This window comes from Caulobacter sp. (assembly GCF_017744445.1).
GTDB lineage: Bacteria > Pseudomonadota > Alphaproteobacteria > Caulobacterales > Caulobacteraceae > Caulobacter.
Window position 1 is genome coordinate 312,155 of record NZ_JAGIBH010000001.1, and the last position, 25,756, is coordinate 337,910.

The window sequence follows — 25,756 nt, forward strand, 5'->3', positions numbered from 1 at the left end:
CCCCGTCCGTCCTGGCGATGGCTGGGTAGCTCAGATGGTTAGAGCGGTGGATTCATAACCCACAGGTCGGCGGTTCGATCCCGCCCCCCGCCACCAGGACGGACTACTTCTCCTTAGATTTTAACAGCTTGGAACAGCGCTGCGGCGGTGGCCGTTGTCGCGTCATGGCGCGCGCACCCAAGATCTTCACGTGGTCGGACGGCTTTCACCGCTACACCGTGGCGGCAACGTCGCGCGCCAAGGCGCTGGCGGCCTGGGAGACGGATCGCGATCTCTTCAAGGAAGGCGTCGCCGAGGAGGTGTTCGACACGCCGGACGCCAAGGCGGCCCTGGCCGCGCCCGGAGCGGTGATCCGCCGGGCGGAAGGCGGGCTGCCGGCGGAGGTGGCCAAGCTGCCCAAGCTGCCCAAGACCAATCCCAGGAAAGCCGACAAGGCCGAGGCCGAGGCCGAGCGCAAGCGCAAGCTCGCCGAGGCTGAGCAAGCCCTCGAAGCCGCCGAGGCCGAGCAGCGCGACGCCGAAGCGGACCTGGAACGTCGCCGCCGCGACCTCGAGGCCGAGACGACCGTCCTCAGCGAGACCTGGACGAAGCGCCGATCAAGACTGGAGCAGGCGATCCAGCGTTTGCGACCGCGATAGAGGTCGACGCCCGGCCGCGCAGGTCGTGCTGGTTCAGGTAGTCGAGCAGCGCCGCAGGATGGTCGGTCTGGACGACATTGACGCCCTCGGCGATCAGGCCGCCCCAGGCCTTGTCGGGATCGGTCAGGGCGTGGCTGTCGCCTGCGGTGTCGGGGACCCCTCTGACACCCTTGCCGGCCAGGCTGTTTGTCCAGACCCGGACGTGGGCGGCGTGGGCGGCGTCGCGTACGGCGGCGAAGCCGTCCTTCTTCAGCGCGTCCAGCTCGACGGCCGGGATCGCCTGGAGGCCTGAGGCCTGGGCGGTGGTGATCGCGCCCAGCTGCTCGGCGCGCGGGGCGCCCTTGCCGCCGACGATCGGCATGAAGGCCAGGTTCCTGTACAGCGGCTGGTCGGCGATCGGCGTGGCGCCCAGATCGGCGCGGGCCTTGAACAGCACCCAGTCGTCGGCCCCGACATCGTGCACCAGGCGGGCGACCTGGGCGACCGTCGCGCCGTCTTCCTTGATGTCGAGATTGACCAGGATGCGGCCGCGCGCCATGCGCAGGAAAGCGCTCAGGGTCGGGGGCGAGGCCCCCGTCGCGGCGCCGTCGACCTCGAGGCGCAGGTCCTGCAGTTCGCCCAGGGTCAGGTCCGAGACCTTGCCCTTGCCGGTGGTGGTGCGGTCGACCTTGGCGTCGTGCATCAGCACGAGGGCGCCGTCCTGGGTGCGGCGTACGTCGATCTCGACGACGTCGACGCCCAGGGCGATGCAGCGCTCCAGCGCGGCCAGGGAGTTTTCGGGGACGGCGGTCATCAGACCGCGCGAGGGAGCCGCGGCGTGGCAGGCGCGGTGGGCCACCACCATGACGCCGCCGGCCGGATCATAGAGGCGATCCCGAAGGTCGGCGGCGTGGGCCGAGCCGGTCAAGGCCGTCAGCGCCAGCGCAGTCGCGAACGTGGGAAGTCGCATGATCCAATCCCCCGAGCCGAGTGCTGCATCGCAGATTCACGCAACAGGCGTGCGGCAGTTCGGACTCAGTGAGATGACGTCGCGGGGAGGCGACCGCCCCAAGCCCTCGGGTGCGACAAGATGTCCGGCGGCGCGGTTTTAAACCTTCCGGAAACCCCGCAGCACATTGGCCTCGGTGCTGAGCTGCAGCTTAGCGTAGTCGATGCGCGGCGTGTCGGAGAACAGCAGGTAGTAGTACTTCATCTGTTCGGACCACCAATAGCCCGGGCAGTTGTCGCCCTGGGTCATCGGCCTGGTCGTGATGTCCTTCAGCGCCGTGTAGCCGTAGGGCGCGCGGCTGGTGGCCTTCATCTGGCGATAGTGGATGGCGGCCAGGGCGCGGTAGCGCTCGTCGCGGTCGACCAGCCACAGGTTCAGGCAGGCGTCGGGATATTCCGGGCGCAGGCCGGTGTGCTTGCGGCGCGGCTGGGCGGTCGTGACGTCGATCGACTCCGGAATGATCCCGAACGTCGCCTGCATGTAGGTGAAGGTGGCCAGGTAGTCGTCGCCCTGAGCCTTGGCGCCGATCTGGCCCAGCAGGCCGGCATAGTAGGCGGCCAGTTCGCTCTGGGCCGTGGAGGTCACTGCGCCGGTCTCGAAATCGACCATCGGGAACCACAGGCGATCGTCATAACGCTTGGCCTGGTGGGTCAGCTGAGCGGCGATGCATTCCTGCGCCCAGCGTTTGCAGTCCTGGTCGCCGAACAGCTCCCAAGCGTCCCACAGGTACTCGTAGAAACTGTCGGCATAGACGTCGATGCTGGCGTTGCGGCTGATGTACTCGCCGATGCGCGCATCGATATTGGCGGCCATCAGACCGATCTTCGAGCGGCGGTCCAGGGCGTGTTTCATGGCCCGCTTGGCGGCCTTGAAGTAGCGGTCATCGCCCGTCAGCTGGCTCAGCACCCCGAATTCGGTGATGTAGGTGCCGATCTCGGCCAGATTGGTTTCGGGATCACGAACCGCGCCGGTCTTCAGGTTCACATAGCGCCAGGGCAGGCCGTGCGGCGAGGCGTCGAAGGCCTTCATCAGGCGGTCGGCCAGGTCCTTGGCTTTCGCCAGCAGTACGGGATCGCCGCAGGCCAGGTGCGCCGAGATCAGGCCGCCGACCAGACGGATATTGGTCTCGAAGACCTGGGCTTCGCCGTCGACGTCGAAGCTGAGGCTGGACTTCACCCAGTCGACCCCGGCCTGGAACTCGGCGTCCAGCCCCATGATCCACAGCGTATCCAGCGCCTCGACCAGCGACAGTCCCAGGTCATGGCCCTCGATGAAGAACGAGCGCGAGGTGCCGCTGACCGGATTGATCTCGTCCTTGCCCCAGGCCTTGGCGACATAGCCCTGCCAGGCCCACTGGAACTCGGACCGGACGTCGGCGGCGAGGGCCTTCCAGTCCTCGGCCCTCCCTCCTTTTGATTGGGCGGCGGCCAGGCTCGGCGCGAGGCCGGCGGCGGCGAGGGCGGTCAGGGCGGAGCGGCGCGTGAGTCGGGCGAGCGTCATGGCGCCAGCCTACCGGGGAGCGAACAGGAGAGGAAAGTGGCCGGCCGGGATTCACGACACCCCGGCCGGCAAAGGCGCTTCGGCTGGTGGGATGAGCCGAAGGATCTGCCTTCCTAGGACGACACAAGCGGAGCCGGCCCGCCATACGGTGGTCGACTAAGTTTCCTATTAGGGACCTTAAGTGGGTGGAAGTGTCGGGTTCCCGTCAGAGTTTTCCGGTGGAGCCTCGGGCAAACGCGCGCTGAGCGTGCAGCATAGGCCCTCCGGGCGATAGTCCATCACCGCCGCGCCCTTCAACTCGCCGCGCAGGCTGCGCTCGATCAGGCGCGAGCCAAAGCCCTTGCGGGTGGGTTCGGACACCGTCGGACCGTTGCTCTCGACCCAGCGCCCTTCCAGCATCCGCGTGGCCGGATCGTAGGTCCAGGATAGGTCCACATGGCCGTCGGGATTGGACAGGGCGCCGTACTTCAGAGCGTTGGTGGCCAGCTCGTGCAGGATCAGCGCCATGGTCAGGGCGCCGCCCGGCTGCAGGCGCACCGGCGGGCCCTGGATGCTGACGCGCGTGCCGGCCTCGTCGAAGGGCCGCAGGGCGCGCTCGACCACCTCGTGCAGTTGCGCGCCGTGCCAGCTTTCACGCGTGAGAATGTCGTGCACGCGCGACAGGCCCATCAGGCGGGCCTCGAACTTCTCGAAGGCCACCACCGGGTCGGGCTCGTTGCGCAGGGTCTGGGCCGCCATCGACTGGACGGTGGCCAGGGTGTTCTTCACCCGGTGGTTCAGCTCGTTGATCAGCAGGCGCAGCTGGCTCTGGTGCTGCTCCTGGGCGGTCTCGGCCTGCTTGCGGGCGCTGATGTCGGAGATGATCGCCAGGATATAGGCCGGCTCGTCGTCGACCCGCACCATCGAGGCGGTCAGGTGGATCCACAGGTCGCCGCCCGGGATGACGAAGCGACGCTCGGCCGCGCAGGTCTCGACCTCGCCCGCCAGCAGCGCCTCGCTGGACAGCAGGGTGCGGTCCAGAAAGTCGGGGTGGACCAGGTTGGGCAGCGACACGCCCAGCAGGGCGTCGCGGTCGCGGCCCAGCAGGGTGCAGAAGGCGTCATTGGCCTCCAGGATCTCGCCGGTGGGGGTCAGGCGGGCCACGCCCATGGCGGCCTGGTCGAAGACGGCGCGATAGCGGGCCTCGGCGGCCTCCAGCTTCTGGCGGGCCTCGATATTGGCGGTGACGACCTCGGTGTAGAGCACCAGACCGCCGATCTCGCCGCCATCATCGCGCCAGGGAGCCATGGACCAGCGGATCCATTCGGTGCGGCCGTCGCGGTCGATATAGGGGTCGCCCTCGTGGCGCAGCTCGACACCTTCGGTCAGCACCCGCGTATGCAGGTCGCGCCACTTCTGCGGCACCTCGGGAAAGGCCTCATAGTGCAGGCGGCCGATCAGCGGCATGTCGGCCGGCAGGCGCTGGTCGGTCAGGTATTGGCGCGAGGCGGCCAGATAGCGCATCTGGCTGTCGAAGATGGCGATGCCCAAGGGGGCGTGCTTCAGCGCGGTGGTCACGCTGGGCGAAGCAGCCATGGGCGCTACGGACTGGGGCGGCGCTTCATCGATCATCGGTCGCGTTTGTACTCGGCGAGACGGTCAGGCTTCGATTGAATTTCGCGTGAGCAATACCCCAGTGACGTCACGGTCAGCCCGCGACCGGAAAAACTCGGGTCTGCTTGACCACGCCATAGGCAAAACTGGTGTCGATCGAGGCGATGCCGGGGATAGCGTGCAGCCTGCGCCGCATGAAGTCCTCGTAGCCTTCCAGACTGTCGACGATAACGCGCAGCAGGTAGTCGTCGCTCCCCGCCAGCAGGAAGCAGTCCTGGATCTGGTCGATACGCGCCACCGCCGCCTCGAAGCCGGTGATCAGGTCCTGGCTGGGGCTGTTCAGGCGCACCCGCACGAAGACGGTGATCGGCAGGCCATAGGCCTTCTGGTCGACGAGCGCGGTGTAGCCAGTGATCACGCCGGCGGTTTCCAGATTGCGCACCCGGCGCAGGCAGGGCGAGGGCGACAGGTTCACCCGCTCGGCCAGCTCCTGGTTGGTCAGCCGGCCGTCCCTCTGCAGCTCGCGGATGATCTGGCGGTCTTTAGCGTCCACGGGCGCTCCTTGAGCAGAATCTGCCAAAACTGGAGCCCTGTGTAGCAGACTTCGCAATCTATCACGTCCGGGCCTGCGCCACTGTCATCTCAAATAGGGAGTGACACATGCGTAGCGACAACGGCGGCTTTTCCACGCGGGCGATTCACGCGGGCTACGATCCGGCCGACGAGCAGGGCGCGCTGACGCCGCCGGTGCACCTGACCTCGACCTTCGCGTTCGAGAGCGCCGAGGCCGGCGGCGAGATGTTCGCCGGGCAGCGGGCCGGTCACTTCTATTCGCGGATCTCCAACCCGACGACCGATCTGCTGGAGCGCCGCATGGCCAGCCTGGAAGGGGCGGAGGCCGCCGTCGCCACCGCCTCGGGCATGGGGGCGATCACCGCGGTGCTGTGGAGCTTCCTGCAGGCCGGGGACGAGGTGATCACCGACCAGACCCTGTACGGCTGCACCTTCGCCTTCCTGCGCGATGGTCTCTCCCGGTTCGGCGTCACGGTGCGCCAGGTGGACATGACCCGGCCGGAACTTCTGGCCGAGGCCATCTCGGGCAAGACCCGGATCGTCTATTTCGAAACCCCGGCCAATCCGAACATGCGCCTGGTGGACATCGCCGCGATCAGCGCGATCGCGCACGAGAGGGGCGCCAAGGTGGTGGTCGACAACACCTACGCCACGCCAGTGCTGACCCGGCCGATCGCCCTGGGGGCGGACATGGTCGTGCACTCGGCCACCAAATATCTGGGCGGCCACGGCGACCTGGTGGGCGGTATCGCCGTCGGCGGGGTCGAGGACATGGCCCGCGTGCGCCTGGTGGGCGTCAAGGACATGACCGGCGCGGTGATGTCGCCGTTCACGGCCTTCCTGGTGCTTCGGGGGCTGAAGACCCTGTCGCTGCGCATGGCGCGTCACGGCCAGAACGGCGAGGCGGTGGCGCGGTGGCTGGCGGCGCATCCGGGCGTCGAGCGGGTCTACTATCCTGGCCTGGACAGCTTCCCGCAGCGTGACCTGGCTGCTCGGCAGATGGCGGGCGGCGGCGGCATGATCGCCTTCGAGCTGAAGGGCGGCCACGCGGCGGGCGTGGCGATGATGAACCGCCTGACGATGATCCGTCGGGCCGTGTCGCTGGGGGATGCCGAGACGCTGATCCAGCACCCGGCCAGCATGACCCACTCGACCTATGCGCCGCAGGAGCGGGCGGCGGCGGGGATTGGCGAGGGGCTGGTGCGGCTGTCTGTGGGGCTGGAGGAGGTGGAGGATATTCTGGGGGATTTGGAGGGGGCGTTGGAGCGGGTGGCGGAGGTGGTGGCCTAGGCCGAGCGAGATGCATCTCTCCTCCCCCTTTTGGGGGAGGGGGACCGGCGAAGCTGGTGGAGGGGCCAGCGCCGGCCGACTCATGACCAGCCCCCTCCGTCACGCCACGCTGAGCGGGCGCGCCACCTCCCCCAAGAGGGGGAGGAGAGGGGCGGCGCTAGTCCGGGCAGTTCAGCAATCCAGAAACTTCACCTCGTCCGCCGAGTACTTCATGTCGCTGGCGCTAAACAGCCCGGACAGTCCCAGCAAGGTGCACCGCCCCACGGTCAGATAAACCGGCACACCCTGCAGATACGCGCTCATCCGGCCCTTGTCGGAGAACCGCCGCGCGAACGCCGCGTGGTCCAGCAGGCCGTCGATGCGCTCCATCAAGGGGCTGTTGATATAAACCCCGCCGCGGGCGGCGAACATCAGGGCCGCGTCGCCGGCGAAGGCGCCCAGCAAGGCGCTGAAGATCGACACCGCCTCGCGAGCCCGCGCGTCGCCGTCGCGGACACGCGACAGGATCACGTCGTCGCTGTCGCCATCTCCACCCAGGGCCAGGTGGATGTCGACCAGGCCCTGCTGCGACAGGAAATGCTCGGCCGAGACCCGGCCGTACTTGATCTGCAAAGCCGAGAAGACCGGGACCTCGCGCGCCTCGCCGGGGGTGAAGTCGATGTGGCCGCCTTCGCTGACCACCGGCACCCAGCCGTCGTTGCGATGGGGCGACAGGCCGGCGACGCCAAGGCCCAGGTTGGGGCCGATCACCGCGATCGGCGCGCTCTTGGCCGGTTTGCCGTCGTGGATCACGGTCATGGCCGAGGGGGCCAGGCGCGGCGCGCCCAGGGCGCAGGCGGCGAAGTCGTTGAGCAGGGCCACGCGGGGGGTCTTCAGCACCGCCCGCAGCCACGACTGGGTGACGGTGAAGTCGCCGGCCGTCAGGTCTATGGCCCCGTCGATCTCCGGACCCGCGCCGCACACCGCCGCCCCGATCAGCTCGCCGTGGCGGCCGTCGGCCAGAACCGCGTTCAGATGCTGCTCCAGCTCGCGCAGCGAGGCGCAGGCCAGCTCCTGGTGGTCGCGGGGCGGATCGCCGGGACGCACGACGGCCACCGCCAAGTCACGTCCATTCACGTCGGCCAGTAAGACCGATCCCTTAGCCATGTCGTTTCCTCGCGTGGCCGGTTCTTTTTAGTCCGGCTTCGGATGATCGTTGTTTTACCGGTAACATCGACCCGTAAACAGAAGCTATCACTAGCGAACAACGTTATGACAAGGTTGTCACGACTGAAACAGGAAACCCGCTTCGAGTTCGAGGCGCGTTAACCTTCACTATAAAAATCTTAAATTTGCACGGGCGATTAACCGCGCCGTGCGTTTATCCCCCTATGGCGAAGTACGCGTCAGGCGTGGAAGACCGGCGGACAGCCGTCCGTATCCAAACTCAGAGGTCCGGCAAGATCCTGTGCGGCGCCTTCGCGTGGGATTGCGTCATCCGCGACCTGTCCAGCAACGGCGCGCGCGTGCAGATGCTGTCGAACAGCGCGCCGCCCGGTCAGGTTCAACTGGTCGATCTGGCCGCGGGCCTGGCTCACGATGTCACCATCGCCTGGCAGCGCGATCGCGAGATCGGCATGCGCATCGTCCGGACCTATGACCTGCGGGGGCTGACGTCCGCCGCGGCCGGCACGGCCAAGCGCATCTGGCTGCACGCACAGTCCAACCTTTCGACCGGCTGAACTTAACCCCAGAAACGACAAAGACCTCGGCCCGCCGACCGAGGTCTTTGCTACTCGTTGTACTAACCGCGCCTGGGGCGCGGCGGCCGCGTGATGTCCTGTTCAGGCGGTCTCGCGAGAGGCTTCGTCAGCCATCGCGCGCACCAGGTCCAGGACCTGACGGCGGACGCGGCCTCGGCCGATACGCGGGAACACCTCGGCCAGCTCCAGACCTTCCGGGGTGGTCAGGAATTCCTGGACCACCTTCTCGGCGTGCTGGGTGGCGTCGTCGACTTCCGCGCCGCTCATCGGGTCAGCCAGGCCGTCGAAGAAGAACGACACCGGGACCTGCAAGGTCTTGGCGATCTCGTACAGCTTCGAAGCGCTGACGCGGTTGGCGCCGCGTTCGTACTTCTGCACCTGTTGGAAGGTCAGACCCAAGGAGTCCGCGAGCTGTTCCTGGCTGACGCCAAGCAGCTTGCGACGCATCCGAACCCGACCACCGACGTGCAGGTCGACAGGGTTGGGGCGTCGGCCTTCGGTTTCTTCGCTCATATGATTTTCCGCCTCCAACGGTTGTTCGGGGAAGATGACACGACCGTGACGTCGGTGGAAGCAAGCGAACCCAATACGCGGCGACTTGTCGCTATGGTTCGGCTTCCTTCCCCGGAACGAGGAGGCTAGTCGCCCGTAAGGCGATTCGCCGCCAACCGAAGCGCGACCTACTTTCGTCAGGCGAGTATCGCGGTCGGGAGGCGGCGAAGGTGTGGCTGATCCGCCTCGGAAGGCAACCGGCCAATACGCTCAAAGGCTTACGCCGTCAGGCGTTGAGCATTCGGGCGCGGCCATCCCAGATGCGGCGGGCCTGACCGGTGTTGTCATGCAGGCGGAACAGGGTCTCGGCCGCCAGGGTCTCGTCGCGCTCCTGGCCGGCATTGAGCTGCGGCGTCATGGCGCGGGTCACCTGGCGCTGCACCGCGGCCAGGTCGCCGAACGCCATCAGGTCCAGCTGGTCGATCTCGTAGCCGACGGGCGACTCCCGGCAGATCGCTTCCAGCACCCGGTCCAGCAGCACCTGGCTGATCGCGATCTCCGAGCCGGCGACGATGCCGTACTCGTAGGGACGTGGAATGCCGACCAGGCGGGTGTCGATCGGCGAGTTCAGGATGCCCGGATATAGCTGCATGTCGATCATGCCGACGAAGCGGGTCACGCCGTGGCGCAGGGCCAGCTCGAAGGCGGCGGCCCAGCACTCGAACACCCGCTCGCCGCGGCCCGCGCCCTTGCGCTTGCGATAGGCCTCGGTGGTGAAGAGACGCGTGGCCTCCCAGACGTCGAGGCCCTTCTTGGGGCTTTCGCCGGGCGCGATCAGGTGCGCGAACTTGTCGGCCAGCATGCAGCGGTCGTCGGTCGGTCTTAAACGAAGCCCGACCTCCAGCTCCATCTCGTCGTTGAAGCCCAAGAGGTAGATGGCGCGGTGGTCGTCGTAGTCGTCGACCTCGCCGCCGTCGAGCACGACCAGGTCGACCCAGCCGTTCTTCTCGACGCACTGGCGACGACGTTCTTCGTGCATGGCCCATAGCTGCGGACCGTACAGATGGCGGTTCTCGGAAGTGATGATGTGGATCATGGCCGGCCCCCAGCAGGCGGAATGGACGGCCTGGATTAAGAGACATGATCCGGGAAAAGCGCGATAGGCCAAACGGCCTATGGTCTCCTTCATTCCCCCGCGTGAAGCTTGCCATGGCGTCGGTTGGGGATCAGCATCGGAGGCATGAGCACCGCTACAGAAGAGCGCTACCGCACCTTCGCGGCCTTCTATCCGTTCTACCTGACCGAACACGTCAATCCGGTCAGCCGGCGGCTGCACGTGATCGGCACCAGCCTGGTGATCGTCTGCCTGACGCTGGGCTTCGTGAGGGACTGGCGGTTCTTCGTGGCCGCGCCCCTGGTCGGCTACGGCTTCGCCTGGATCGGCCACTTCGTGTTCGAGAAGAACCGACCGGCGACGTTCAAATACCCGCTCTACAGCCTGATGGGGGACTTCCGGCTGTGGTTCGAGGTGGTGACGGCGCGGCGGAAGTTCTGAAATCCCCAGTCCGTCTTCCCGGCGAAAGCCGGGACCCAGATCTCATGGCTCCGGAGTTGATTGGATTGGCGCGGCGATTTTAGAACCCGCCCCAGCGCTCTTCCATCTGGGCCCCGGCTTTCGCCGGGGAAACGGGATGGCTAGAGCTTGCTGAACAGCCCCAGCTCGCCGGCCTTCAGCACCGCTTCCTGGCGCTTGACCACGCCCAGGCGCTTCTTGGCGGCCTCGATGTGGTGGTGGACCGTGCGGGGCGACAGTTCGAGGATCGCGCCGATCTCCCAGTCGGTCTTGCCGCGGCTGGCCCAGTACAGGCACTGGGCCTGGCGCTCGGAGATGATCCCGTAGTCGGGATTGTCGTCCTGCATTTCCCAGTGCTTGAGCATGATGGTGCCGAACACCGTGGCCAGGCTGTCGACCACCGCGCGCGAGGTCGGGTCGGTGTCGCGGGCCTCGGTGGACATGCGGATCAGCACCTCCTGGCCGGCGGGGCCGAAGACGCGCACGACATAGCCGTCGTTCATCCCCAGGTCCGAGGCCTCGCCCCACATCGACTGGGCGCGACCGTCGCCCAGCGGCTTGGCGTCGGTCCAGGCGAACGAGCGGGGGGACTTGAGCAGCAGTTTGACGCAGGGATCGTGCACCACGTAGCGCTCGCCCCAGTAGCGTTGGTCCCAGACGTCGAAGTCCTGGCGACTGAGCGTCGGCGGCTCCTTGCCGTAGTGCTCGGCATTGACCAGCGTGGCGCAGAACTTGTCATAGCCGAAGGCGGCGATGGCTTGCGCGAAATGCGTCTCGACCTCCTGGGCCGAGCCCAGGTGAGGCGCCTGGCTCAGAAAGGCCCAGGCCTGTTGTTCAGCCGTGTTCAGCACGCGTCTGGTTACTCCGCACTCGCGGAGCGCAGGCTATTCGCGGATGCGAGGCGGCCGCAAGCGTCTACGCTCCCGGGTAGAGCGACCAAGCGTCGCGGTATCAGGCTGCCGCTTCGGCGTCCTGCTCGTCATCGCCGCCCAGAAGCGCGCTCAAGACGATGGCCAGGCGCTCGGGCTTGATCGGCTTTTCGACCACGTCCTGCATGCCGGCGGCGATGTAGGTCTGGACGTCGGCCGGGTCGGCATTGGCGGTCAGGGCCACGATCGGCACGGCGCCGGGGCGGCCGTTCATCTCGCGGATCGCGCGGGTGGCGGCGATGCCGTCCATGCGCGGCATCTTGATGTCCATCAGGATCAGGTCGTAGCGGCCGCTCTTGGCCATCTCGACCGCCTCGACGCCGTCGACGGCCTGCTCCGAGGTGCACTCGAACATGTCGCACAGCGCCTCGGCGACCATGCGGTTGGTGGCGTTGTCGTCGACGATCAGGATGTGGGCGGCGCGGCCGGCGACTTCCTGGGTCTCGTGGACCTCGGCTTGCGCGACGGCGGCGGGCAGGGGCAGGGCGAAGCCGACGGTCAGGCCGACGCCGCGATTGGCCTCGGCGTGCAGCGGACCGCCCATGGCGCGCAGGACGCGGTGGGCCAGGGCCATGCCGACGGCCATGGCCATCTCGTTGCGGTCCTGCAGGCTGGTGTCGCCCAGCGGATCATGGACGCGAGCCAGGCGTTCGTCGGCGTGGCCGCCGGTGTTGTCGCGAACCTGGCCTTCCAGGCGGATGTGGTTGTCCTCGACGCGGGCGGTCAGGCGGGCCTCGATGGCGCCGCGGCCGGCCGAGAGGGCGTTCTCGATCAGGATGTCGAACACCTGCAGCAGGCGCTCGCCGTCGACCTCGACGCCGCATTCCGGATCGCCGTCGTAGGAGACGAGAAGGGTCGAGCCGCCTTCGTGGGCGCGGGCGGCCCAGCGGTCCTCGACCGCGTCGGCGAAGTCGCGCAGGCGAGTGGGGGCGGCGTTGATGGTCAGCTGGCCACGGGCCGAGCGGTGCAGGTCGATGGCGCGGGCGACCGTCGCGCCCATGTCGCGGCTGGTCTCGCCGATGGCGCGGACGAACGCCGAGGCGTCGGGCGTCAGGCGCTGCTGTTCCAGGCGCTCGGTGATGGCCAGGACGCCATCCAGGTGCGCGCCGATGTCGACGGCCATGCGCTCGACCATGGCCATGGCGTCGCGGGCGTCGGCCTGGCGGCGGCGATGCGAGGCCAGTAGGGATGTAAGACCGCCCACGCCAGCGAAGCGGCCGGCGGCGTCCACGGCGACATAGGCGGTGCGGAACACCGGCGTCGGGCTGTCGGCCAGGGCGTTGACGAAGCTGTTGGAGTCGGTCTGGGCGGTGACCGTGCGCGGGTCGGCGTCCATGACGTCGGCGATCGGCTTGTCGGCCAGCTGGGCGCCGGCGACGCGCATCATGCCTTGCAGCACGTCGCGATAGACGAGGCCGACGGGGGTGCGGTCAGGGTCGACGACCCCGAGCGCGGCCAGGGCCGGATCGGCGTCGAACATCGCCGCGACCGCGCCGCAAGGCGTGTCGGGCGAGATCGGAGCGCGGGTATCGATCAGACGGGTCAGCGTTTCCATGCGGCGCTTCGCTGGGATTTGGAGGGGCACCATGCCCCCGGCGCCCTTGCAGAGTCGTTAAGTTGGGAACGCTCCCATGCCGGTAATGTCGGAATACACTGAGGTTTCCGTCGAGCACCCGACATGACGGGTCGAAAATGGGCATGAAAAAGGGGCGGCGCGTGACCGCCGCCCCTTCCCAGGTGTGCTTCCAGCCCGGTTCTACCAGGACTTGGTGATCGCGATGCCGTACAGCCGAGGCTCGGCGGTGATCACGTTGGTGAACAGGCCCGAGCTGTCGTCGGTGGTGTAGGCGTCGACGATCGGGGTCTTGTTGCCGATGTTCTTGACGTAGGCGTCGATCGAGACGCCCCACTCCGGCTTCTCCACCTTGAGTGTCACGTTACCGTTGTCCCACGACTTCAGCTGGTCGTAGGCGGTGTTGTAGACGCGGGCGTACTGCTTGCTCTGGCGGTAGTAGTCGCCGCGCAGGGTGGCCGACCAGCCGCCCGACAGCTCGAAGGTGTATTGGGCGCCGACCGAGGTGGTCCAATGCGGCGAGTTGGGCAGCTCGTTGCCCGACAGGTTCGCCGCCGTGCCTTCGATCGAGTAGCCGGCGCCGTAGTTGAAGAGGCCCGTGGCGTTGGCCAGGAACGCCGCGGTCGGCGCCGGCAGGCCCGCGCCGCCGGCCGCGGCCGGGGTCGACAGGAACGCCTGGTAGGCGGCCGCGCCCGTGCAGGCCCAGGGCAGGGTGGCCCCGGCGCCGGCGGCGATGATGGTGGCCACGCCGGCCGTGGCCAGCACGCAGTTGGCGCCGACGGACGAAGCCTGCGGACCCACCTTCACCAGCGTATAGGCCGCGTTGGACTGGGTGCGGTTCATGGTGTCGATCGAGGTGACGCCATCGCCGATCTTGGTCTTCAGGTAACCGACGGTGGCGTTGAGGCGCAGGTTGCGGACCGGCGACCAGATGGATTCCAGTTCGAAGCCGTAGACCTTGGCGTCGACGTTCTCGTTCACCGAGGTGCGGTTCACGATCTTGCTGATCTGGTAGCCCTGATAGTCGTAGTGGAAGCCGGTCATGTTCAGCATCACGCTGCCGCCGGCCATGGTGTTCTTCGTGCCGATTTCGATGGCGTTGACGAACTCGGGGTCGAAGGTCTGGCGGATGCCGACCGCGCCGGCCGGGACGCCCGGATTGATGCCGCCGCCCTTGTAGCCCTTGGAATAGAAGGCGTAGAGCAGCGTGTCGTCGGTAAAGCCCAGATGCGCCTTGTAGTCGAAGCCGAAGCGGCCGGTCAGCTCGCTGAAGCGGGCGCGCTGGTCGGGGTTGGTCGGGTTCAGCGTCAGGCCGTAGCCGGGCGCCAGCAGCACGGTCGAGTAGTTCTTGACCGCCTTCTTGTCGCGGGTCTGGCGCAGGCCCAGGGTGAACTTCAGGTCGTCGTTGGCCTGCCAGTACAGTTCCCCGAACAGGGCGTCAGACACCAGGTTATAGGGCGTGCGGTTGTCATAGTAGTTGTGGCCGTCGCCGGTCGGCGTGGCCGAGGTGTCGATGCCGATGCAGTTGGCGGTGGTCGCCGGGTTGCAGGTCGGCGACAGCCCCTTCGAGGCGTTCAGGGCCATCGACGACAGGGTCAGCGAGTTGCCGATCACGTAGTAGTCGGTGACGGTCCGGTAGGTGAAGTGAATGCCGCCGACGTTGAAGTTCAGCGGTCCGTCGAAGTTGGACTGCAGGCGCAGTTCCTGGCTGAACTGTTCGGAGCGGCCCGACGAGACGTCGATCGTCGTGAACTTGTTGGTGTTGCCGACCTGCGGGTCGTTGAAGAAGCCGCCCGGCGTGAAGGGCGTGCTGTTGAACGCCACCGGCGAGACGTTCCGGTTGTAGTCCTGCTTGGTATAGACGTCGCCCTTGCTGTAGGCGGTCATCGCCGTCAGCGTCAGTTGGTCCGAAAGGTCGTAGTTCAGGGTGAACTGATAGACGTTCGACCCCGACTGATAGAGCGGATCCAGCGCCGTCTCGATCTCGCGCAGGTTCCGCGAGGTGGTGTCCCCGGCGTTGGCGTCGCCCGAGGTGAAGCCGAAGATGTTGCCCAGCAGGCCCGTGAGGGTGCCCGAGGTGTTGACCGTGCCGTAGGCGGCGGGCGCGTACAGCGAGGCGGACAGACAGCCCTGGGTCAGGTAGCGCTGGACGGCCGCGGGGACCGGCACGCCGCCGACCGAGGTCGGGCCGGGGTCCTTGGTGCACAGCTGCTTGCCCGTGCGGGCGCGGTTGTCGTCCTCGTGGAACCGTTCCCACAGGAAGTTGGTGCGCAGTTTCTCGGACGGATTGAACATCACCTGGACGCGGGTCGAGTACAGGTCCCGGTCGTCGACCTTGTGGCCGTTGAAGGTGTTGGTGACGAAGCCGTCCCGTTTCAGCGTGGTGCCCGACAGGCGGACGGCCAGCTTCTCGCCGAAGATCGGCACGTTGACCATGCCGCGGAACTTGGTGGTGTTGTAGTTGCCGTACTCGGCGCGGAGGTTGGCCTCGAACTGGTCGACCGGCTTGGCGGTGATGACGTTGACCACGCCGCCGGTGGCGTTGCGGCCGTACAGCGTGCCCTGCGGGCCCCGCAGCACTTCCACCCGTTCCACGTCGTAGAATTCGGATTCGAACAGGTTGCCCGCCTGCATGGGGGCGTTGTTCATGTGGACGCCGACGCCCTGGTCGGCGGACGCGCCGACGGCCTTGGCGCCGATGCCGCGGATCTGGAAGTTGAAGCTGTTGGTGAAGTTGCTCTTGGCGAAGGTGACGTTCGGGATCGCCAGCTGCAAGTTCGGGCCGCCGTCGATCTTCTGCGCTTCCAGGCTGTCCTGGCTGAAGGCCGACACCGCGATCGGCACGTCCTGAAGCGCTTCTTCCTTCTTCTGAGCGGTGACCACCAGCTCTTCGATGACGGTGGTGTTCTGTTGAGCGAAAGCGGGGACGGCGAAGCCGGAGATCGCGAACGCCGAAGCGCCCATGACCAATAGGCTCCGCATACGCAGAGTTTGCGACATTGAATTCCCTCCCTGGACCCGGGCGGCGCCTTATGGATGGAGCCTGCGAGGGTCGGTGTTTCCTCGGCGCCGTACTGTTTTCACCACGCGGGCGTACGGCGAGCCCCTCGCAGCATTCGCAGATTGCATACTTGCGTTTGAAAGCTGTCAACTGGCCTGAACGTAAGTGAACAGCGATAGGTTAGCGCTTTTCACTTTCCGAGAGGTGGTGTTCTCCTGATGGGTGTAAGCTTACAACACATTAGAAGATCGGGTTTGCGGCTGACGTAGCGGAAGGTCGGTGCGCGCCGTTGGGATGTGTCCTTTGATTGCGGGGCTTGTGGCTTAGTTCGCTGGCGAAAGACTTCGTGTCGGTTCGTCGTCGGAGTATTGCGTGAATTGGGCCCCGACGGGCTGCGCTGTTCCGGCCCGGCCTTGCCTCGTGTAGAGGAGGGGCCATGTTCCCCCTCTTTGTCGTCGTCGAGAGCCTCGCATGAGCGAAGCCGCATTGGTTCTATTCTCCGGCGGCCAGGACAGCAGCGTCTGCCTGGCCTGGGCCCTCGAGCGCTATGAGCGCGTCGAGACGGTCGGTTTCGACTATGGCCAGCGCCATTCCATCGAGATGGAGGCGCGTCAGCAGGTGCGCCGCGAGATCGCCGCGCGCTTCCCGCAATGGGCGGGTCGCCTGGGCGAGGACCACGTTCTCGACATCAAGAGCTTCGGCCAGGTCGCCCAGTCGGCCCTGACCGCCGACCGCGCCATCGAGATGACCGAGCGCGGCCTGCCCTCGACGTTCGTGCCGGGCCGCAACCTGGTGTTCCTGATCTACGCCGCCGCGCTGGCCGATCGCCGGGGCGTCGACGCCCTGGTCGGCGGCATGTGCGAGACCGACTTCTCGGGCTATCCCGACTGTCGCCGCGAGACGATGGACGCCATGCAGAGCGCGCTGAACCTTGGCATGGATCGGAATTTCCGCATCGAGACGCCCCTGATGTGGCTGACCAAGGCGCAGACCTGGGCGCTGTCCAAGTCGCTGGGCGGCGAGGACCTGGTCAAGCTGATCGTCGAGGAAAGCCACACCTGCTACCAGGGCGAACGCGGTGTGCTGCACAGCTGGGGCCACGGCTGCGGGGCCTGCCCGGCGTGCGAGCTGCGCGAGAAGGGCTATGTCGAGTGGGACGCGGCCGGGCGCGAGGCGCTTTCGGCGTGACCTATTCCGTCAAAGAGATCTTTCTGACCCTGCAAGGCGAGGGCGGCCAGGCCGGCAAGGCGGCGGTGTTCTGCCGCTTTTCGGGCTGCAACCTGTGGACCGGCCGCGAGCAGGACCGGGCCAAGGCCGTCTGCACCTTCTGCGACACCGACTTCGTCGGCACGGACGGCGAGAACGGCGGCAAGTTCGCCACGGCCGACGATCTGGCGGCGGCGGTCGAGGCCCAGTGGACCGGCGGCCCGGACGACCGCCTGGTGGTCTGCACCGGCGGCGAGCCCTTCCTGCAACTGGATGAGGCGGCGATCGCCGCCCTGCACGCCCGTGGCTTCCAGATCGCGGTCGAGAGCAACGGCACGCTGGAAGCCCCGGCCGGCATCGACTGGATCTGCATCAGTCCCAAGGCCGACGCGCCCGTCGTCCAGACCTCGGGTCAGGAGCTGAAGCTGGTCTTCCCGCAGGACAAGGCCATGCCGGAGCGCTTCGCGGACCTGGATTTCGAGCGCTTCTACCTCCAGCCGATGGACGGTCCGGACCGCGACAGGAACACGCAATTGGCGGTCGCCTATTGCCTTTCGCACCCACAATGGCGTTTAAGCGTCCAAACGCACAAATATCTCGGCCTGCCCTGACGGATAAGGCGCGCGACTTGGTGACAGGGTCGTTGCGCTAGAGCCTCCCAGGCCTGTCAAAAAGAAGTACAGATGAAGCCCGTCTTCGAGATCACGAAGGCTGCGTTCTTCGACGCGGCCCATTTCATCGAGCAAGGTCCGACCGACCATCGCTATCGCAAGCTGCACGGCCACTCGTTCAAGGTGGAAGCCAGCGTGAAGGGCGAGATGCAGGATGAGGGCTGGGTCGCCGACCTGGAGACCCTGGACGTCGCGCTCAAGGCCGTGGCGGCCGAGCTGGATCACGGCCTGCTGAACGACCGCCCGGGCCTGGAAGTCCCGACCCTGGAGCGGCTGTGCCTCTATTTCGCGGAACGGCTGAGGGCTCAGTTCCCCGGCCTGTCGCGCGTGGTGCTGTCGCGCCCGACGATTGGCGAGACGTGTGCTTTGAGTCTCTAAGCCCTAGATCCTCCCCCGCGATGCGGGGGAGGTGGCCCAGAGGGCCGGAGGGGGCTAGCTCGGCCTATGCGGCGCTCGCCCCCTCAGTCGCTACGCGACAGCTCCCCCGTATCACGGGAGAGCATCTATAATTACCGCCGATACTCGTCCCGCTCGCGATCCTTCTTGCCGTCCCCTGGGATCACCGCCTTGCCGGTGGCCACGACAGCCTTGCCGGCGCCGCCGACGACCGCGCCGGTGACGCCGATGGCCGTGCCGGCCACGGTGCCGACGGCCGCGGCGGCCAGGCAGCCGGTCTGCGAGGCGGCGACCAGGGCCAGGACGGCGGCGATCGGGACAAAACGACGGAAGGTCATGGTGAAGCTCACAAAACGCTGTTCACCATCTTCTAGCCGGCGAATGGTTTAAATTCTCCGCGTCGGATGGCCGCGCCCGACCTCAGGGTCGTCGACATAGGTCGTCCTGTCCTCTTCGCGGCGCCGCTCGCCGTGGTAGCGCGGATCGTCGCGACGGCGGCGGTCGGGGCCGAAATAGTCGCCGGCCCGCACGAAGGGGCGGGGGTTCTCGATTAGCAGGGTCAGGCGGTGGATCACCCCGCGCGCCGTCACCGGCTTGACCAGGAACTCGTTGACCCCGGCATTGCGGGCCTCGTTCACCCGGCGCTCGGTCGAGTGGCCGGTGATCATCACGATCGGCACGAACGGGTTGGGACTGTCGGGCGAGTTGCGCACCAGGTTGACGAAGTCGATGCCGTCCAGGCCGTTCATCGACAAGTCGGTGAACACCACGTCGATGGCGGTGGTGCGCAGGATCGCCAAGGCCTCGGCCCCGTCCATGGCCTCATAGACCTGGCGCACGCCGATGGCGCGCAGGATCTCGATCAGCAGCAGCCGCATATGCTGGTTGTCGTCGACCAGCAGGATCTTCAAGAGGTCGAAACGCACGCGCCAAGCCCCCCAGGATGTGCGCCGCGTACCGCAACCATGGCGCGTGATGATCGCGCGTCAGGGGATACGTTCCAGCGAGGCTTACGCCTGCAAACGTATGCACGTCAACCCGAAAGCTGAATTAATTCAGTGGTAAGACCAATTAATGGCACTCATACTGCCATTGTTTGCGCTGTCAGCGGCTCGCGCCTGGCGCGAACACGTGGCCGCCGGTCTGCCCACGGTGGCGCAGGAAGGCGTCGGCCAGCACGCAGGCGGTCATGGCCTCGACCACCGGCACGCCACGGATGCCCACGCACGGATCGTGGCGGCCCTTGGTGCGCAGATCGACCTCTTCGCCGGCCTCGTTGAGGGTCTGGCGGGGGATCAGGATCGACGAGGTCGGCTTGAAGGCCACGCGCGCCACCACCGGCTGGCCGGTCGAGATGCCGCCCAGCACGCCACCGGCGTGGTTGGACAGGAATACTGGCTGACCGTCCTCGCCCAGGCGCATGGCGTCGGCGTTGTCCTCGCCCGTCAGCGCGGCGCTGGCGAAGCCCTCGCCGATCTCCACGCCCTTGGCGGCGTTGATCGACATGAGGGCGGCGGCCAGTTCGGCGTCCAGCTTGCCATAGAGCGGCGCGCCCCAGCCGGCCGGCACGCCCGTGGCCTCGACCTCGACGACGGCGCCGGTCGAGGAGCCGGCCTTTCGGATCGTCTCCAGGTGCTCTTCCCACACCGGGATGATGGCGGGGTCCGGCGACCAGTAAGGGTTCTGTTCGGCCTGGGCCCAATCCCAGTTGTCGCGGTTGATCGCGTGGGGGCCGATCTGCACCAGGGCGGCGCGGATGGTCACGCCGGGGATCACCAGCCGCGCCACCGCGCCGGCCGCCACGCGGGCCGCCGTCTCGCGCGCCGAGCTGCGCCCGCCGCCGCGATAGTCGCGCACGCCGTACTTGGCGAAATACGGGTAGTCGGCGTGACCGGGGCGGAAGGCCTGGGCGATCTCGCCATAGTCCTTGGAGCGCTGGTCGGTGTTTTCGATCATCAGGCTGATCGGCGTGCCGGTGGTGCGCTGGCCGTTGGTGCGCTCGTCCTCGAACACGCCCGACAGGATTCGCACGGCGTCCGGCTCCTGGCGCTGGGTCACGAACTTGCCGTTGCCCGGGCGGCGCTTGTCCAGGAAGCCCTGGATCATCTCGGCCGTCAGGGCGATGCCGGGCGGCACGCCGTCCACGACGCAGCCGAGCGCCGGGCCGTGGCTTTCGCCCCAGGTGGTGACGCGGAACAGGTGACCGAAGGTGTTGTGCGACATGGGGCGGCTTCTAGCGGAAACGGAAGCGCGTCGCAAAAGGGGGGCGGTTATTGCGCCAGGGCGGCGCCAGGGTGAAGAACCTCCCCCGAAGGGGAGGTTCCCGGAAGCGTATGCGCAGCGACCCCTATTCGCAGGGGAAGGTCTCGGTCACGTAGTAGGGCGTCTTCACGCCCCAATAGAGGTTCGTGTAGCCGTTGCAGTACCGGGTCTCGGCGCCGACCTCGGTGGTGTACGAGGCGTCGTCGTAATAGGTCCGATCCCACCCGAACGGCGGGGCCGCCAGGGCCGCGGCCGGCAGGAAGCTCAAGGCGACGGAGCCGGCCAGAGCGATCGTCGTGGCAAGTTTGCGGATCATCACAGTCTCCACACTAGACGATGTCGCGGGAGGCGATCTCCCGCACAACTTGAGACTGTATCAAAGTGTGTCGCGCGTCACGCCCTAAGATTGAAAATAATGATTACTCGCGCGAGTGGTTTCGGCTTACCCCCGCACCCTCGCCGCATCCGCCAGATAGAGCTCCAGGTTCGTCCACCCGTCCTTGCCGACGACCGCGCCATCGGCCTTCTTCGGATCCAGCCCGTGCGCCTTCTCCCAGGCGTCGGGCATGCCGTCCCCATCGGTGTCCTTGGCCGCCTTGCCGGCCGGAAGCTGTGGCCAGCCGCCGACGTCGGACTGGATGTTGATCACCTTGCCGGTGCGGGTCTTGACGCCCTCCAGGATCCGCTTGTCTACGGGATCGCGCCACACCGAGGCGCCGGCGTCGGCCAGCACGCGCTCATAGGCCTTGTCGGCGCTTTCAGGCGTCACCGGGGCCACGTCGACCGGCGCGGCCAGGCGGTAGCCGGCGGGCTCGGGGATGGTGAAGGTCACCAGGCTCCAGGGATCGGAGGGCACGACGCCGTCCATGCTGTTGCCTGCGAAATAGGCCTTTGCCAGCGTGTCGCTTTCCTTGAAGGCGATCGGCTTTTGCGAGCTGGGGCCGGGGATGTAGGCGTTGTCGACGAAGTTGTAGGCCGACAGCGTGGCCTTGTCGGCGTTGTAGCCCGACTTGTCGCTGCCCCAGTTGTAGAAGACGTTCGAGCGGAAATCGAAGAACGCGCCGATCGGATCCTTGTCCGGCCCGTCATAGTTCCCCGGACGCGGCGCGCGGGCCATGTGGTTGGCCCACAGATTGTGGTGGAAGCTGATCTTCGACCCGTTGCCGCCCCGGATCAGGCTGCCATAGCCGTGGTCGCCCTTGACGTGGATCGAGTGGGCCAGGCTTTCGGCGATGATCGACCACTGGACGGTCAGGTCATAGAAGCCCTGGTCAGGACGATCGTAGCGAGCCGAAGCCGACAGGGTCTCGTCCACCGACCAGCTGGCCGAGACGTGGTCCAGGATGATCCGCCGGCCGCCGCTTATCCAGATGGCGTCGCCCTCGACCTTGCTCTCGGCTCCCAGGCGCGAGCGGATGAAGCGGATGATCACGTCGTCGGCGCTAACCACCAGGGTCTGATCGCGCAGGGTGATGCCGCCGCCCGGCGCGGTCTGGCCGGCGATGGTGATCTGGCCGTTGCTGATCTTCAGCTCGCGCTTCAGCTGGATGGTGCCGGCGACATCGAACACGACCGTGCGCGGGCCCTTGGCCGCGATGGCGGCGCGCAAGCTGCCGGGGCCGTCGTCATTGAGGTTGGTGACGTGGATCACCGCGCCGCCGCGCCCGCCGGTGCTGAACCGGCCCGCGCCCTCGGCGCCGGGGAAGGCCACGAGGTCGGCCGCGAGCGTCGAGCCCGCCGCGAGGGTCAGGGCGAGCGCGCCGGCGGCGGCGAGAAGGTGGCGGCTGAGCATGGTCCATCCCCGAAAGCGACGGCGGCGTGCTTGGCGTCACCGTCTGGTCGGGGCGAAAATGCAGAGTGGCGCCGGCTTTGTCCACCGGTGTCATAGACTACATGATGACGTTCAGCACCACGCTGGGCGCATTGTCGTCACGCTGATAGTGCGTGACCTGCAGCTCCTGGATGGAGCCCTTGGACAGGGTGGTCGGATCAAAATCCTTCGGCGGCGCCTGACCGTTCAGTAGCACGCGCGTGCGCGGGGAGTTCAGCCGTCCCAGCACCCGGACATTGCCGTGATAGACCCAGACCTGGCCGTCCTCGGGCTTCAGCTGACCACCGGCCAGCTCGGCATTGGTTACGCGGACATAGTCGGAGCGGATGTCGACATACAGGCCCTTCTCGTCGGAGATGACGCTGCGGCTCTTGCTGTAGCCCTTGCCGTCGCCCTGCTGGGCCAGGGCGATCGAGCCGGTGGTCGCGGCGGCCACGGCCAGAGCGCCGACCAGGCCCAGCACGATGCGGCGAGCCAGGTTGGCGGGGGCGCGAGGTTCGGTGATGGCTTGCAGGCGCATGTGGGTGGGTCTCCGTCCCTTGCCCGTGAAGGCGGGGTGCAGGGTGGGCGCGGCGCGGGTGCGCAGCACGTCGATCAGGGTCTCGGCATAGGACCGGCGGGTGGCCGGGGCGGCGCCCTCCAGCGCCAGGGCGTCGGCCAGCTCCTCGCGTGCAGCAGCGGCGCGGACGCGCAAGGCGCCATAGGGCGGGACCATCCAGAAGAGGCCGCCCAGCAGGTGTTCGACCAGCAGCCGCCAGTTGTCGCCGCGCTTAAGGTGCGCCAGCTCGTGGGCGCAGACGGGGACCAGACGGTCGATGTCCAGCCGCTCGACCAGCGCCTTGGGCAGCAGGATGACGGGCGTCGACAGGCCGGCCAGCAGGGGCTGGTCGATCTGATCGCTGACCTTCACCTCGGGCCGGCCAGTATCCAGGCGGCGCGCGGCGGCGCGGACGGCCAGGGCCAGCTCCTGCGAGACCGGGCGGGCGTCGGCGACGATGCGGCGCAGCTTGAAGCGGCCCATGGCCTGGCGCGCGGCCGTGACGGCCAGGCCGCCCAGCGCGCCCAGGATCAGCACGCCGCCCAGGGTCTCGACGCCGTTGAAGCCCGACAGCGCCCGCGCCGAGGCCTCGTTCATCGCCCCGCCGACCGTGGCGACGGCGCGGGAGGTCATGGCGGCCTGGTAGACGGTCGTCGTGGCTTCTTCCGGCAGGGCCGTGATGCCGACCATCAGGGCCAGCACCGCCGGCGGCAGGGCGACGGCGCGGTTCCAGGCGGCGGCGCGCTGTGCGGGATCGCCGGTCAGCCGGTCGGCGGCCTTGCCGGTGAGCCAGCCCAGGCCGGCGACAGGCCAGGCGGCGACCAAGCCCAGGGCGGCGGAGGCAAACAGCGGGTTCATGGGAGGTCTCCGCGTCGTTTGAGCTTACGGGGCGGTGGTTTTGAGGACGACATTGACCGTCATCTTGTTGTCGACGGACATCTCGCGCGTGGTGACCTCCAGGCGCTCGATCATGCCTGGAGCCAGGTTGGCCGGGACAAAGTCGATCGGCGCCACGCGGCCGTTGACCTTCAGGTTCACCAGCACCGGGTTCAGCTTGCCGCGCACGGTCACGTCACCGAGATAGACCGTCTTGTTGGCGGCTCGCTCCTGCTGGTCGGCCCGGATCTCGATGACGGCCTGCTCCTGGTCGATATTGACCTCGATGTCCCGCGCCACGCGCGCGTTCGGCTGGGGATTGGGCTTCGGTTGCGGGTTCGGGGTCGGATCCGGATTCGGGGCCGGATCGGGGTGTGGATCGGCCGCCATGCTCATCCTTAGCGACGGCACGGGCGGGGCTGCTTCCGTCATGGGCGCGGCTTGGGCGATGGGCGCGGCTTCAGTGGCGATCTCGGCGACGGGCGCGGCCTCGGCGGGCGGCGCGGCGTCCTCGGCGGCGATGGCGGCTGTCGCCTCGGCGTTGGCGACGGTTTCGGGCGGGGCCAGGCGGCGGGCCTGGTCGGCCAGGGCCAGCGAGCCCCAGCCGGTGGCCGTCGTCAGCAGGCCGCCCAGCGCCAGGGCGACGCCGACCCGCGCGGCCGAGGCTCTGCCCTGGGGCTGCAGGATCGCCGACAGGCGCATGCGGGCCAGGCCGCGATCGCGGCCGGTAAAGGCCGATTGGGGCGCGGGCAGGGCGTTGATCCGCAGGGCCTCGACCAGCACGCGGGCATAGTCGCGGCGGGCCTCGGGCGCGGCGCCATCCAGGGCGGTCAGGTCGCAGACGGCCTCGCGGGCGGCCAGCATCTGGCCGCGCAGGGCGGCGACCGGCGGGGCCATCCAGAACAGGCCGGCCAGGGCCTCCTCCGCCGGGATCCGCCAATTGTCGCCACGGCGCAGGTGGGCCAGCTCGTGGCCACAGACCAGTTCCAGGCGGCGGGCGTCGGTCGCCTCGGCCAGGGCCTTGGGCAACAGGATCACCGGGCGGCGGGCGCCGGCCAGCAGCGGCTCGCCGACGTCGGCGCTGATCCGCACGCGCGGAGCCTTCACGCCTAGCCGCGCGGCTCGGGCGCGGACAGCGTCGATCAGGGCGTAGTCCTGGCAGGGCCAGGCGGCGGCGCGGGCGGCGGCTAGCCGGCGGCGACCCCGATTCCAGCGCCAGCCACGCGCCAGCAGGCCGGCGGCGGACAGGCCCGTCAGGCTCCAGGCCAGGCCCTCGACCAACTGGGGCGGCGGAGCCCAAGCCGCCGGGGCGGGCGCGGCGACCGGAGCGATCGCGGCCGGGGCGGTTTCGGTGAACTCGATCATGACAGGCGCGGTCGGGGGCGCCGTCTTCGGAGCCGACGCGGGCGCGAAGGTCAGGGCCACGGTGGCGGCCAGGGCGCCGGCGGGCAGGGCGTGAGCCAGGCTCCAGGCGGCGGCGCGCGGGCGTGGATCCTCGGTCAGGCGCTCGACCAGACGGCCGAGCCCGAGGCCCAGCACGCCGACCGGCCAGGCGGCGATCAGGCCGAGCGCCGTGGAGGCGAGTAGCGGATGCATCACTTGTCCTCCGTCTTGGCGGTGTTGAGCAGGGTCTCCAGCTCGGCGATCTCGGTCTCGGACAGGATCTGGCTGCCGGCGAAGGCCGAGGCCGGCAGGCGGCCGTCGATCTCCAGCAGGCCGCGCAGGCGGTTCAGCACGCCACCGATCACGTCGACCTTGCCCTTGTGGGCTTCATAGACGGCCAGGCCGTGCACCGAGCGGCGCACCAGCAGGCCCTTGGCCACCATGCGCTCCAGCACCGTGCGGGTGGTCGAGGCGCTCCAGCCCAGCTCGGGCTCGATCAGGCCTTGCGCCTCGCGAGCGCTCATCGCGCCGCCGCGCCAGAAGGCCTTCAGCACTTCCAGTTCCAGGTCGGAGGGTTCGGTCATGGGGCGGCCTCGATGATGTCGCGAGTACGCTACAAATGTAACGCATCGGCGTCAAGCGTGATGAACGATGTTCGGTAGTGACAGGCTCGGCGCGATGATTTACCGATGTACATCAAG

The 25,756-nt window shown here is 67.8% G+C and carries 25 protein-coding genes and 1 tRNA gene; 8 read left to right on the forward strand and 18 right to left on the reverse strand.

Annotated features, from left to right (window positions below; all coding sequences use genetic code 11):
• Positions 1-19: 19 nt before the first annotated feature.
• Together J7528_RS01570 and J7528_RS01575 are read left to right on the forward strand one after the other, a co-directional pair.
• Positions 20-96, forward strand: a tRNA-Met gene (locus J7528_RS01570).
• 68 nt (positions 97-164) lie between these two features.
• Positions 165-638 (forward strand): hypothetical protein, encoded by a 474-nt coding sequence (locus J7528_RS01575; protein WP_291870652.1) that lies wholly within the window; start codon positions 165-167, stop codon positions 636-638.
• Here the strand turns inward: J7528_RS01575 and J7528_RS01580 are convergent.
• The 4 genes from J7528_RS01580 to J7528_RS01595 form a co-directional block, all read right to left on the reverse strand.
• Positions 571-1,587 (reverse strand): glycerophosphodiester phosphodiesterase family protein, encoded by a 1,017-nt coding sequence (locus J7528_RS01580; protein ID WP_291870654.1) that lies wholly within the window; start codon positions 1,585-1,587, stop codon positions 571-573. The two genes, J7528_RS01575 and J7528_RS01580, sit on opposite strands and share 68 nt — an antisense overlap.
• Positions 1,588-1,725: 138 nt before the next feature.
• Positions 1,726-3,126 carry a glycoside hydrolase family 47 protein gene (locus tag J7528_RS01585; protein WP_291870656.1) on the reverse strand — a complete coding sequence of 467 codons (1,401 nt, stop codon included), beginning with the start codon at positions 3,124-3,126 and terminating at the stop codon, positions 1,726-1,728.
• A gap of 177 nt (positions 3,127-3,303) precedes the next feature.
• Positions 3,304-4,701: an HWE histidine kinase domain-containing protein gene (locus J7528_RS01590; RefSeq protein ID WP_291870658.1), complete on the reverse strand. Its 1,398-nt coding sequence runs from the start codon at positions 4,699-4,701 to the stop codon at positions 3,304-3,306.
• Positions 4,702-4,813: 112 nt separating this feature from the next.
• The gene (locus J7528_RS01595) at positions 4,814-5,272 is read right to left on the reverse strand and encodes an Lrp/AsnC family transcriptional regulator (RefSeq protein WP_291870660.1); all 459 of its coding nucleotides are present in this window, start codon (positions 5,270-5,272) and stop codon (positions 4,814-4,816) included.
• A 107-nt stretch (positions 5,273-5,379) separates the two neighbouring features.
• Here J7528_RS01595 and J7528_RS01600 point away from each other — a divergent pair, with 107 nt between their 5' ends.
• Positions 5,380-6,582, forward strand: coding sequence for a methionine gamma-lyase (locus J7528_RS01600; protein WP_291870662.1), 1,203 nt, complete (start codon positions 5,380-5,382; stop codon positions 6,580-6,582).
• Positions 6,583-6,753: 171 nt separating this feature from the next.
• On the opposite strand, the gene J7528_RS01605 is transcribed toward J7528_RS01600, so the two are convergent.
• Positions 6,754-7,728, reverse strand: a complete 975-nt coding sequence (locus J7528_RS01605) for a glucokinase (protein ID WP_291870664.1) — start codon at positions 7,726-7,728, stop codon at positions 6,754-6,756.
• 224 nt (positions 7,729-7,952) lie between these two features.
• Between J7528_RS01605 and J7528_RS01610 the strand changes: the two genes are divergently transcribed.
• The gene (locus J7528_RS01610) at positions 7,953-8,303 is read left to right on the forward strand and encodes a PilZ domain-containing protein (RefSeq protein ID WP_291870666.1); all 351 of its coding nucleotides are present in this window, start codon (positions 7,953-7,955) and stop codon (positions 8,301-8,303) included.
• Between the two features lie 102 nt (positions 8,304-8,405).
• Here the strand turns inward: J7528_RS01610 and J7528_RS01615 are convergent, their stop codons facing one another.
• Together J7528_RS01615 and J7528_RS01620 are read right to left on the reverse strand one after the other, a co-directional pair.
• Positions 8,406-8,837: a helix-turn-helix domain-containing protein gene (locus J7528_RS01615; protein WP_291870668.1), complete on the reverse strand. Its 432-nt coding sequence runs from the start codon at positions 8,835-8,837 to the stop codon at positions 8,406-8,408.
• A 265-nt stretch (positions 8,838-9,102) separates the two neighbouring features.
• Positions 9,103-9,912, reverse strand: a complete 810-nt coding sequence (locus tag J7528_RS01620) for an acyl-homoserine-lactone synthase (RefSeq protein WP_291870670.1) — start codon at positions 9,910-9,912, stop codon at positions 9,103-9,105.
• A 144-nt stretch (positions 9,913-10,056) separates the two neighbouring features.
• Here J7528_RS01620 and J7528_RS01625 point away from each other — a divergent pair, with 144 nt between their 5' ends.
• Positions 10,057-10,371 (forward strand): Mpo1-like protein, encoded by a 315-nt coding sequence (locus J7528_RS01625; protein WP_291870672.1) that lies wholly within the window; start codon positions 10,057-10,059, stop codon positions 10,369-10,371.
• Between the two features lie 140 nt (positions 10,372-10,511).
• Here the strand turns inward: J7528_RS01625 and J7528_RS01630 are convergent, their stop codons facing one another.
• The 3 genes from J7528_RS01630 to J7528_RS01640 form a co-directional block, all read right to left on the reverse strand.
• Positions 10,512-11,240, reverse strand: coding sequence for a LuxR family transcriptional regulator (locus J7528_RS01630; RefSeq protein WP_291870674.1), 729 nt, complete (start codon positions 11,238-11,240; stop codon positions 10,512-10,514).
• Between the two features lie 100 nt (positions 11,241-11,340).
• Positions 11,341-12,873, reverse strand: coding sequence for a response regulator (locus J7528_RS01635; protein ID WP_291870676.1), 1,533 nt, complete (start codon positions 12,871-12,873; stop codon positions 11,341-11,343).
• Positions 12,874-13,074: 201 nt separating this feature from the next.
• On the reverse strand, positions 13,075-15,891 hold the full coding sequence (locus J7528_RS01640) for a TonB-dependent receptor (protein WP_291870677.1): 2,817 nt from the start codon (positions 15,889-15,891) through the stop codon (positions 13,075-13,077).
• 472 nt (positions 15,892-16,363) lie between these two features.
• On the opposite strand from J7528_RS01640, the gene queC reads away from it, so the two are divergent.
• From queC to J7528_RS01655, 3 genes are all read left to right on the forward strand, one after another.
• Positions 16,364-17,080, forward strand: coding sequence for a 7-cyano-7-deazaguanine synthase QueC (gene queC, locus J7528_RS01645; RefSeq protein WP_291870679.1), 717 nt, complete (start codon positions 16,364-16,366; stop codon positions 17,078-17,080).
• Positions 17,077-17,709 carry a 7-carboxy-7-deazaguanine synthase gene (gene queE, locus J7528_RS01650; RefSeq protein WP_291870681.1) on the forward strand — a complete coding sequence of 211 codons (633 nt, stop codon included), beginning with the start codon at positions 17,077-17,079 and terminating at the stop codon, positions 17,707-17,709. The genes queC and queE overlap by 4 nt, the downstream gene beginning before the upstream one ends.
• A 72-nt stretch (positions 17,710-17,781) precedes the next feature.
• Positions 17,782-18,147: a 6-carboxytetrahydropterin synthase gene (locus J7528_RS01655; protein ID WP_291870683.1), complete on the forward strand. Its 366-nt coding sequence runs from the start codon at positions 17,782-17,784 to the stop codon at positions 18,145-18,147.
• Positions 18,148-18,278: 131 nt separating this feature from the next.
• On the opposite strand, the gene J7528_RS01660 is transcribed toward J7528_RS01655, so the two are convergent.
• The 8 genes from J7528_RS01660 to J7528_RS01695 form a co-directional block, all read right to left on the reverse strand.
• Positions 18,279-18,503 carry a hypothetical protein gene (locus J7528_RS01660; protein WP_291870685.1) on the reverse strand — a complete coding sequence of 75 codons (225 nt, stop codon included), beginning with the start codon at positions 18,501-18,503 and terminating at the stop codon, positions 18,279-18,281.
• 48 nt (positions 18,504-18,551) lie between these two features.
• Positions 18,552-19,091 (reverse strand): response regulator, encoded by a 540-nt coding sequence (locus J7528_RS01665; protein ID WP_291870687.1) that lies wholly within the window; start codon positions 19,089-19,091, stop codon positions 18,552-18,554.
• 178 nt (positions 19,092-19,269) lie between these two features.
• Positions 19,270-20,388, reverse strand: a complete 1,119-nt coding sequence (aroC, locus tag J7528_RS01670; RefSeq protein WP_291870689.1) for a chorismate synthase — start codon at positions 20,386-20,388, stop codon at positions 19,270-19,272.
• Between the two features lie 124 nt (positions 20,389-20,512).
• Positions 20,513-20,743 carry a DUF6289 family protein gene (locus J7528_RS01675; RefSeq protein ID WP_291870691.1) on the reverse strand — a complete coding sequence of 77 codons (231 nt, stop codon included), beginning with the start codon at positions 20,741-20,743 and terminating at the stop codon, positions 20,513-20,515.
• A 126-nt stretch (positions 20,744-20,869) separates the two neighbouring features.
• Positions 20,870-22,219, reverse strand: coding sequence for a pectate lyase (locus J7528_RS01680; RefSeq protein ID WP_291870693.1), 1,350 nt, complete (start codon positions 22,217-22,219; stop codon positions 20,870-20,872).
• A 97-nt stretch (positions 22,220-22,316) separates the two neighbouring features.
• Positions 22,317-23,654, reverse strand: coding sequence for a M56 family metallopeptidase (locus tag J7528_RS01685; RefSeq protein WP_291870695.1), 1,338 nt, complete (start codon positions 23,652-23,654; stop codon positions 22,317-22,319).
• A gap of 24 nt (positions 23,655-23,678) precedes the next feature.
• Positions 23,679-25,268, reverse strand: coding sequence for a M56 family metallopeptidase (locus J7528_RS01690; protein WP_291870697.1), 1,590 nt, complete (start codon positions 25,266-25,268; stop codon positions 23,679-23,681).
• On the reverse strand, positions 25,268-25,639 hold the full coding sequence (locus J7528_RS01695; protein ID WP_291870699.1) for a BlaI/MecI/CopY family transcriptional regulator: 372 nt from the start codon (positions 25,637-25,639) through the stop codon (positions 25,268-25,270). Before J7528_RS01695 ends, J7528_RS01690 begins: the two co-directional genes overlap by 1 nt.
• Positions 25,640-25,756 lie beyond the last annotated feature (117 nt).